The sequence below is a fragment of the Skermanella stibiiresistens SB22 genome, assembly GCF_000576635.1.
GTDB classification, from domain to species: Bacteria; Pseudomonadota; Alphaproteobacteria; order Azospirillales; family Azospirillaceae; genus Skermanella; species Skermanella stibiiresistens.
Window position 1 is genome coordinate 274,854 of sequence record NZ_AVFL01000007.1, and the last position, 9,315, is coordinate 284,168.

8 protein-coding genes are annotated in these 9,315 nt (G+C 68.8%); all 8 read right to left on the reverse strand.

Annotation, left to right across the window (positions count from 1 at the left end; translation table 11 throughout):
* Positions 1–10 precede the first annotated feature (10 nt).
* Complete coding sequence (locus N825_RS12310; protein ID WP_037451600.1) at positions 11–1,954, reverse strand: ABC transporter substrate-binding protein; 1,944 nt, start codon at positions 1,952–1,954, stop codon at positions 11–13.
* Positions 1,951–3,846, reverse strand: a complete 1,896-nt coding sequence (locus N825_RS12315; protein ID WP_037451866.1) for an ABC transporter ATP-binding protein — start codon at positions 3,844–3,846, stop codon at positions 1,951–1,953. Before N825_RS12315 ends, N825_RS12310 begins: the two co-directional genes overlap by 4 nt.
* Entirely contained in the window at positions 3,843–4,394 is a 552-nt protein-coding gene (locus N825_RS12320) for a hypothetical protein (protein WP_051512161.1), read from the reverse strand. The genes N825_RS12315 and N825_RS12320 overlap by 4 nt, the downstream gene beginning before the upstream one ends.
* Before the next feature lie 25 nt (positions 4,395–4,419).
* On the reverse strand, positions 4,420–5,202 hold the full coding sequence (locus tag N825_RS12325; protein WP_037451603.1) for a polysaccharide deacetylase family protein: 783 nt from the start codon (positions 5,200–5,202) through the stop codon (positions 4,420–4,422).
* Positions 5,199–6,374, reverse strand: coding sequence for a glycosyltransferase family protein (locus tag N825_RS12330; protein ID WP_198038301.1), 1,176 nt, complete (start codon positions 6,372–6,374; stop codon positions 5,199–5,201). Before N825_RS12330 ends, N825_RS12325 begins: the two co-directional genes overlap by 4 nt.
* Positions 6,375–6,566: 192 nt before the next feature.
* On the reverse strand, positions 6,567–7,151 hold the full coding sequence (locus N825_RS12335; protein ID WP_037451606.1) for a histidine phosphatase family protein: 585 nt from the start codon (positions 7,149–7,151) through the stop codon (positions 6,567–6,569).
* Positions 7,148–8,272, reverse strand: a complete 1,125-nt coding sequence (locus N825_RS12340; protein ID WP_037451609.1) for a glycosyltransferase family 4 protein — start codon at positions 8,270–8,272, stop codon at positions 7,148–7,150. The genes N825_RS12335 and N825_RS12340 overlap by 4 nt, the downstream gene beginning before the upstream one ends.
* Positions 8,273–8,279: 7 nt before the next feature.
* Positions 8,280–9,315, reverse strand: a 1,036-nt coding sequence (locus N825_RS12345) for a glycosyltransferase family 4 protein (RefSeq protein WP_157619135.1), incomplete at its 5' end; no start/stop codon positions are given.

The following is a 9,315-nucleotide window of genomic DNA, read 5'->3' on the forward strand; positions in this document are numbered from 1 at the left end:
GGGCCGCCGATCAGTCCCGGTTGGCCTGTTGGGTCTGGTCGCCCGCCTTGGCGAACCAGAAGGTGTCGGGCCGGTAGATCCCGAAATGGGCTCCGGGGTCCCAGTTGTAGATGCCTTCGTCCGGCACGTTGCGCAGCGTGTTGCGAACCACGACCGGCTGGAGGGTGCCGTTGATCAGGCCGATGGTGAAGACCTGATCGGCGTGGATCGCCAGGATCTCGTGCCAGACCTCGGCGCGGGCCGCCGTGCCGGACGCGTTCCGCCACGCGGCCATCAACTCCATCAGGCGCTTGGGCTGCTCCATGTCCGGCTTCTCGCCCGAGGTTCCGCCGGTCTGGAAATACTGGCCCCATTTGGGCCACTCGTACTGGTTCTGGTCGATCGGCACGAACTCGGTCGGCGCCATGTCCGCCGTCGGAATGCCGTTGTCGACACCCTTGCCGATGGACATCAAGGTCTGGCCGGCATAGATGCGGTTGCGCAGGACCTCGAGCTGGGACGGCTTGGTGAACAGCTTGACGCCGATCTTGCGCCAGCTGTCCGCGATCAGTTCCAGGACGTCGACCTCCTCGGTGCTCTCACCGGAGGTCTCGACGATCAACTCCATCGGTCGGCCGTCGGGCAGCAGGCGGATGTTTTCGCTTCCCCGCTTGGTCAGGCCCATCTCGTCCAGCAGCTGGTTGGCCCGCTTGACGTCATATTGGGTCCAGGCGTTCTGGTATTCCGGCTTGTACAGGGGGGAGCGGGGCAGCACCGTGTTGTTGGAGGCTCTGGCGAGACCGTAGTAGATCACCTCGTTGATCTCGTCCCGATCGATCCCGATCGACAGCGCCCGGCGGAATCGGACATCCCGGAACACCTCGTGCCAAACCGGGTCGGTGGTGTTCAGGTTGGGAAACAAAGCCAGATGGGAGCCGTAGCCGGTCTTCCACAGATCGACCTTGTAGTCGTTGCGCTTCGCCGCCTGCTTCAGGAAGGTGTAGTTATCGAAGCGGATGTAGCGCGCCTGGAGGTCCGCCTCGCCAGCGCCGGCCTTGGCCGGGATGATCTTGCCATCGGCGATCTGGACCAGCAGGCGGTCGATATAAGGAAGCTGGTTTCCCGCCGGATCGATCCGGTGATAGTAGGGATTGCGGACGAAGACGAACCGTTCCGCCGGGGCCGCCGTGGTGTTGACCCAGGGCTGGAGCGTCGGCATGTCGGGATTGTCGTTGTCGTAGGCGTTGTCCATGCGGTTATGGAGATGCGCCCAGGTCTTCTGCCCCGCGGCCTTGACCCGCTCCTTGAGCTGGGCAGCCTCGGCGTATTTCACGTGAAACTTTTTCAGGTACTCCGACGGTCCGAAGATCTCCAGCGGCCGCGCCGACGCCAAGCCCGGCAGGAACATCGGATTCTTGGCTTTCCAGGAATAGCGGACCGTCGTCTCGTCGATGACCTCGAAGACGGGACCCTCGCCATTGACCAGCATTTCGGGAGGCGGGCCATCGGGTGGCACGGCGGGGTCCAGGATGACATCCTCCCACCAGTAGCGGAAGTCCTCGGCGGTGAAGGGCGAGCCGTCGGACCAGCGGTGACCCGGCCGCAGATGGAGGGTGAAGACCTGGTCACCGTCGGACTCGACCGACTGGAGAATATCGGGCTCCAGGGTCAGGTCCGTGGTGTACGTCATCAGCCGGGCATAGCTGTACGCGAAGATGATCCGTACGTCCTTGGCCCGCGACATCATCGTCGCGAGATCGCCGCCAGGCTTGCCTTGTTGCGCCCCATCGTCATCAAAAGTCACCAAACGCGGTTCGGCGGGAAGCCGTTGGTCCACCGGAGGAAGCTTGCCCGCCGCCACCTGATCCGCGAAGTACGGCGTCTCGGCCGCCGCCAGCGCGGGCGCCGCCACCCCCAAGGTGGCGAGGAGAGCCGTGGCGGCGATCAGGGCCGCTCTCAAGGGACGGTGGATCATGACGCCATCTCCAGAAGGGCCGGGCGGGCGGTGGCACGGACCAGATGACCGTCGCCCAGATCGATCATGCCGGGATGATTGTCGCCGTCGATGGTGAAGGGTTCCGGCCAGGAGCGTGGATCGGAGGCGCGGCCCTCGCCGAGCAGCGCCAAGTCGAGCCTGGAATCTGGGTCCGGGTCGGGCACGGCGGAGAGCAGCGCCCGGGTGTAGGGATGGACCGGGTTGCGGAACAAGGCGGCTCGGGGCGCCACCTCGACGATCCGGCCCTTGCACATCACCATGATGCGGTCGGCGATGTAATCGACCACCGCCAGATTGTGGGAGATGAACAGGTAGGTCAGGCCCAGCTTCTCCTTGAGGTCCTTCAGCAGGTTCAGGATCTGGGCCTGGATCGAGACGTCCAGCGCCGACACGGGTTCGTCGCAGATCAGCAGGTCGGGCCGCAACGCCAGGGCGCGCGCGATGCCGATGCGCTGGCGCTGACCGCCGGAGAAGCTATGCGGATAGCGCTTGAGATAGCGGACATCGAGGCCGACCAGGCTCATCAGCTCCTTGACCAGCTGGCGGCGATGCTCCTCGTCGCCGATGCCATGGATCACCAGGGGTTCGGACACGATGTCGAACACGGTCATGCGGGGGTTCAGCGAACCGAACGGATCCTGGAAGATGAATTGCAGCTTGCGGCGGAAAGCGACCAGATCGTCATTCTCCAGCCCCAGCACGTCGACGATCTTGCCGCGGTCGTTGTACAGCACCGTTCCGGTGTCGGGTCTGAGCGCCCGCATCAGGATCTTGGACAGCGTGGTCTTGCCGCAACCGGATTCGCCGACCAAGCCGACGCATTCGCCCCGCTTGATCTCGAAACTGACGTCATCCACGGCGAGCACGCCGCCGCCGCTGGAGCGGTTGCGGTTGAACCAGCCGGTTCCCGACGTGTCGAACCGCTTGGTGATACCGGTCACGCTCAACAGCGGACCGGCGGCGTCGGCTCCCGCCGGCCAGGGCTCCTTGGTCGCCTCCAGCATCTTGCCGCCGGCCGACTTGATCTCCCGGATCGGCACCAGCCGCTCGCCCGGCTCCATGTGGAAACGCGGCACGGCGCGCAGCAGGGCCTTGAGATAGGGGTGGCGCGGGTCGGCGAAGATGTCCCGCATCTCGCCGGACTCCATCACCTCGCCCCGGTACATCACGACCACCTCCTCGGCGACGTTGGCGACGACGCCCAGGTCATGGGTGATCATCAGCACCGCCATGCCCAATTCGCCCTGGAGGTCACGGATCAGCTTGAGGATCTGGGCTTGGATGGTGACATCGAGCGCGGTGGTCGGCTCGTCCGCGATCAGCAGGGACGGGCGGCAGATCAGCGCCATCGCGATCATGGCGCGCTGGCGCAGGCCGCCCGAAAGTTCGAAAGGGTAGGTGTCCAGCGCGCGGACGGGTTCGGGGAAACCGACCAAGCGCAGCATCTCGCTCGTCAGCCCGCGCGCCTCGGCCTTGCTGACGCCGCGGTGGAGGATCACCGCCTCGCCAACCTGGTCGCCGACCGTGTGGAGTGGCGACAGCGAGGTCATCGGTTCCTGGAAGATGATCGAGATGTTGCCGCCCCGGATCGCGCGCATCTTGCCGCTTTCCGGATTGAGCTTGGTTATGTCGATCGTCTTGGGCAGGCGGGGATCGGCGAACAGGATCTCGCCGCGGGTGATGTGGGCGGGGCGCGGCAGGATGCCCATGATGGCCTGGGCGACCACGGACTTGCCGGACCCGGACTCGCCGACCAATGCCACGGTTCCGCCGGGCTTGACCCGGAAGGAGATGCCCCGCACCGCCCGGATGACGCCCTCGGCGACGCGGAATTCGATATGCAGATCGCGGACGTTGAGCAGATCCGTCATCGGGAGCCGCGCGTCGTCCAAGAGCCCGCGTTTTCGCCCTGGTTCGTCAGGGGAGTGGAATCCAAGTCGGCATCGATGCCCAAAGCGGCGAAATTGCTGATCGTCGTGTCGGTCATGCCGATCCCCTTGCTGCGCGCGACCTCCGCCACCCGCTCGGCGATCTCGTCGAAGCCATCGAGAGTCGATTCGAGCCGGACGGTCTCCCCGGACCCGGAACCCTTCAGCTTCAGCTGCATCCAGCCAAGGCCCCGATCGCGACGAGTAGAATAATAGTTTAACCTTACATGAGCCAAATGTTCCCACGAAATCGAACCACCAAGGGGCCCGCGCGCCGTGACGCGATCATCGTCCATTTCGATGACGGTGGCGTGACGCTGGGCCGTCCGCGCGCCGAAAATCGCGAAGAGCCCGGCGGCCGCGGCCATCGGCACCCATACCCACGGGCTCAGGGACAACAACAACGGCGGAAGGCCCGTCAGCGCCAAGCCAGCGGCGGCTCGGGCGTAATCGCCATAAAGCGGGCCGGGTGGATAACGGAAGCGCTTCACTTGGTACTCCTGACGAGATCGGGGCTCAAGGAACGGGGATGAAGACGGTTGGAGCGGCCAACCAGAGTACGGCGGGGTGGTTGGCGGTGGCCGACAGGAACCTGTCCAGGAAATGGTGGCAGGCGTCGTCATGGACGAGGTGGTGGGTAAGCAAGCCCGTTGGTTCGTCCCGGTCGGTGGTCCCGAAGCGCAGCGCCGCGAGGTGCCGGACGGTGGCGGCGATCACCGCCCCGGTTCCGGCGAAGCCACCGCCGCCCCGCCAGTCGATCACGTCGACATGGGTGTTGACCTGGATCAGCCCCGGCGCGGGGCAAGGCTGGCGGCGCGGCGTGAAGGTGGAGATCCCGGCATAGCCCAGTCCCGGCAGCCGGGGGATGACGTCGGCGGCGATCCTGTTCCACGGCGGCACCAGGACGGGCAGCGGATCGAACCCGGCGAGCCTGCGCCAGCCCTGGCGCAGATCCTCCAGCACGGCGTCGGGCGGCCGCGCGGCACCCAATTCGGCTTTCTTGGCCGGAGGCGTCTCGTGGTTGGCGTGGGAAAGCCCATGTTGGAGGACGCTGACGCCGGGCCAGCCGCGAAGATGCTCCGCCAGTTCGGGCGTGGCGCCCGTCGGGATCACGGCGAGCGCCACCGGCACGCCATGCGCCGTCGCGATGGCGCGCAGCCGCGTCAGCGCGGGAGTGGGCGCCACGGCGTCGTCGTCGCGCCACCACAGCGTCGCCTTGGCGCCGGCCTCCGCCCAGAGGTCGAGTTCGGCGGCCAGGGTGTCCCAGGCTTTGTTTTCCCAGGCGTCACCGGTCGTCACGACAGCGCCTCGATCAGCAGGCGCGCCGACCTGGCGGCGCCGTCCAGCGCGGGGGTGAAGGCGGCGGCGGGCGGAGCCTCCAGCGCGCGTCGGACCGCGGCGGCCAGCAACTCCGGTGTCAGTCCGGCTTCGGCCACGGTTTGAAGCAGGCCGCGCCGCTCGAACAGCCGGGCGCGGTCGCTCTGCTCCGTCTCGTTACCGGCGGCGAACGGGACCACCACCGCCCGGCAGCGGGCTTGCAGCAGATCCATCAGCGTGTTGTAGCCGGCTTGGCTGATCGACAGGAGGCAGCGGGCCAGCAGATCCGGAAAATCGGGGCGGGCGCGCTCCACCATCACGCCAGGCGGAGCCATGTCTCGCAGCCCCTGGAAGTCGGCCTCGGCGATATCGGGTCCCACCAGCAAACGCCACGGTGCCGCCGCCAAGGCCGTGAGGGGTCGCGCGGCGATGGCGGCGCGCAGCAGCGGCAGGCCGACGGCGCCGCCACCGACCGAGACGATCACCTCGCCGGTGCCGTCACCCTCGGAGGTCGCCGTGCGGCGGGTGGCCGCGACGTAGCCGGTGTGGCGGATCAGGTCCTCGATCAGGTGGGCTTGCGGGAAAGTGGCGGCGAACGGCACGACCGAAGGGTCGCCATGGACCAGCACGAGGTCAAGGTGACGGCGCGCCACCTCCGCCATCTCCACCTCGCGGGCGGGGTTGTCCTTGGCCACCAGGATGTCGCGGACCGACGCGGCGATGACCCTGGGGCGCTTCGGGCGTTCCAGCAGCGGCAGCAGTTCGAACCGGAAGGGGCGGCGTCCGAAGGGGTAGGTCTCCAGCAGCAGGATGTCGGGATCGACCGTGTCGGCGAGGTCGAGCAGGGCGCCGCGGCGCCGCTCCCTCCAGGCGTCGTCGATCGGCTGGCCGTCCTCGCCGACGATGCGCTTGAAGGTCTTGTCGGCCGAGCGCGCCGGGGGAAGCTGGACCACCCGGGCGCCACCATGGTCGACCCCCGCCACGGGAAAACCGCCGGACGCCACCGTGACGTCGAGACCCGCCTCCACCATCGCCCGCGTCAGCAGCGCCGCCCGGCGGACATGACCGATGCCGAGCAGGTGCTGGACCCAGACCAGCGCCTTCAGGGGACGGGTGGGGGGAGCTTGTACGCGAATGTCATCATTCGTCATCATGGGGCGCGGTCCGGTTGATTATGATGAAGCCTGTGGGTGTGTTTATGGTAGGTCGGCTATAGCGAAGCGGCAGCCGACGCCACTCCCGACGCGCCTGATTGTCGGCTGCCGCTTCGCTATAGCCGACCTACGGTTGACGGCGGTGGAAACCGCATGTTGCACCGTCGAGCCTACCAAATCGTAGGAATTTAGTCAAACTTCCAGAGCGATGTTGAGTTCCGCGATGGCTGGCGCGCCGTCGGGAGCCAGGGTGAAGCGATGGGCGCAGCCGTCGAGCAGCTTGTGCCGCGGCTTGTCGGTCATGTCCCAATCGGCGGCCAGCGCGTAGAGCGCGCGGATGACGCCCTTGTGGGCGACGGCGCCGGTCGGTTCGCCGCGACCCGCGACCTCGGCCAGCCACGGCCGCAGGCGGTCCTGCACGTCGAGCGGGCTCTCGCCCTCCGGTGCCCGGAAGTCCAGGCCGCGCGCTTCCCACGCCGCCATCAGGTCGCCCAGTTCCGCCCGCAGGTCGGTCAGTGTCCTGCCTTCCCAGACCCCCCAATCCATCTCGACCAGCCGCGCGTCGAGGGAGGGGGAGAGTCCCAGCAGGCCGGCGGTGGCGGCGGCGCGTTGGAGCGGACTGGCGATCCAGACGCGGTCCCGGAGGCGGTCCGGCAGCACCCAGGTTCGGACGACGCCTTCGCCGTGGGGTGACAAGGGCACGTCGGTGCGTCCCTGGATCAGGCCCTCGGTGTTCCAGGCGGTCGGGCCATGGCGCAGGATCAGCAGGTCGGTCATCGGGGTCTCGCGAGGCTTCGGATCAGGGTGTCGAGCGTGTGGGAGGCCGCGGTGAAGCCGTGTTCGGCGGCGACGACGCGGGCGGCCTCGCGGCCCATCGTCCGCCGCCGCTCGGGATCGGCCAGCAGGGTGTCGACGGCGTCGGCGAAGGCGATCTCGTCGCCGATCGGCGTCAGCAGGCCGGTCGAGCCGTCGCGCACCAGATCCGGCACGCCGCCGGTGCGTCCAGCCACGACCGGCAGCCCGGCGGCTTGGGCTTCCAGCAGCGCCATGCCATAGGCCTCGTTGATCGCCGGCCAGACCATCAGGTCGGCGGCGGCGTAACACGCGGCCAGCCGTTCCGGCGGCAAGGCTCCAAGAAAGCGGAGGCGGGCGGGATCGATCGCGCCGAAGGTCTCCTCGACGCAGGCGCGGCGCGGCCCGTCACCCACCACCAGCAGGCGCCAGTCCTGGGAACCGAGGCGTTCCAAGGCGCGCGCCAGGACGCGGAACGAGCGCTGCTTGTCGCCGCCGCGCATCATGCCGACGGCGAGCAGCCAGGGAACGTCCGGGGGTAGGTCGAGAGCGCCCGCGAGGCAGGCCCGGTCGCTGGCGCGGTCCCGCGCCGCCGGCGGTTCGACGAAGGGGCGCAACAGCGTCAGCCGGTCGGGCGACGACAGCAACGGGCGCAGGCATTCGGTGTCCGCCGTGGTCAGCGAGATCACCGCGTCGGCCCTGGCGATGGCCTCGCCCGCCGCGGCGTGACCCAGGGCGAAGCGGCCCCCGGCTTGCTTGGGCGCGTAGGACGCCTCGGCCACGACATAAGGGATGTCGAGCGCCGCGCTGACCGCCGGCCCCAGCCAGTCCGGCGCCTTGTGGTAGAGGTGGTAGGTGAACCACAGGTCGGGCGGGTCGCGGGACAGGCGGCCGATCAGGCGCGCCGCCAGCTTGGCGCCGAGATCGGCCAGCCGTTGATGGCGGCCGGGGCGCTCGCCATCGTCCCAGCTGCGGAACCGGCAGGCGAGATCGACCTGATGTCCCGCGTGGCCCAGCGCCGCCATCAGCAGCCGGGCCATGCGCCGGTCACCCGACGGGGTCGGGTGGGTCGGGGCCTTGAGGGGGGCGTGGAAGGCGATCCGCATGCCGGGACTAATTCCTCATCGGACGTCTTGGCTGGACGTCTGGGCCAGACGCGTCGGCGGTCAGCAGGCTGGCCAAGTGGTCCAGACCGGCCCCGGCGGCGAAATGGGCGCGCACCCGGATGCCGCCGGCTTCCGCCAGCCGGGCGCGGGTCGCGGGATCGCGGGCCAGGGATGCCAAGGCGCTCGCGAGGGCTGGGGCGTCGCCGGGATCGACCAGCACGCCGGTCTGGTCCTCGACGATCAGCTCGGGGATGGCGGCCATCCGGGTCGCCACCACCGGCAGACCCATGATTTGGGCTTCCATCAGCACGTTCGGCAAACCGTCCTGGTCGCCATCCCGTGCCCGCCGGCTGGGCAGGAGGAACAGGTCGGCGCGCTGGCATTGGCCGATCACCACGTCCTGCGGCTGGGGACCGAGCCAATCGATCCTGTCGGCGAGGCCCCGGCGCTCCGCCTCGGCCCGCAACGCCTTCAGCCCCGTCCCGCCGCCGATATGGACCCAGCGCCAGTGGAGGTCGGCGGGCAGCAGGGACAGCGCCTCCAGCGCCACGTCGAAGCCCTTCTTCTCGACCGCGCGGCCGACCGACAGCAGGATCAGCGGGTCCGCCGGGTCGCCGCCGTCGCGTGGTGGCCGCGATGGGGGAGGGGGCGGGAAACGGTCGAAGTCCAGCCCGTGGTAGAGCAATTCCATCCGGTCCGGCACCGGCGCCAGCCCGGCCAGATGGGCGTGGCCTTGGCGGGTGCAGGTGACACCCCAGCGGGCATCGGCCAGTTTCTCGCGCTTTTCCCACTCCGGGATCGTCCAGATGTCCTTGGCGTGGGCGGAAAAGCTCCAGGGCAGGCGGCGCAGCAGGGCGGCGTAGCGGGCGACGCTGGCGGGGGTGTGCAGGAAATGGGCGTAGAGGCGGTCGACATCGGCCGGCAGTTCGGCCGCCAGGACCATCGCCTGCCCGAAGCGGCGAACCCGGTTGCGGCTGCGGTCGCGGGCGAGGTCGGCCAGCCAGACCCGCCGGGCGTCGCGCCAGCCGGGCATGCGCCGGGCG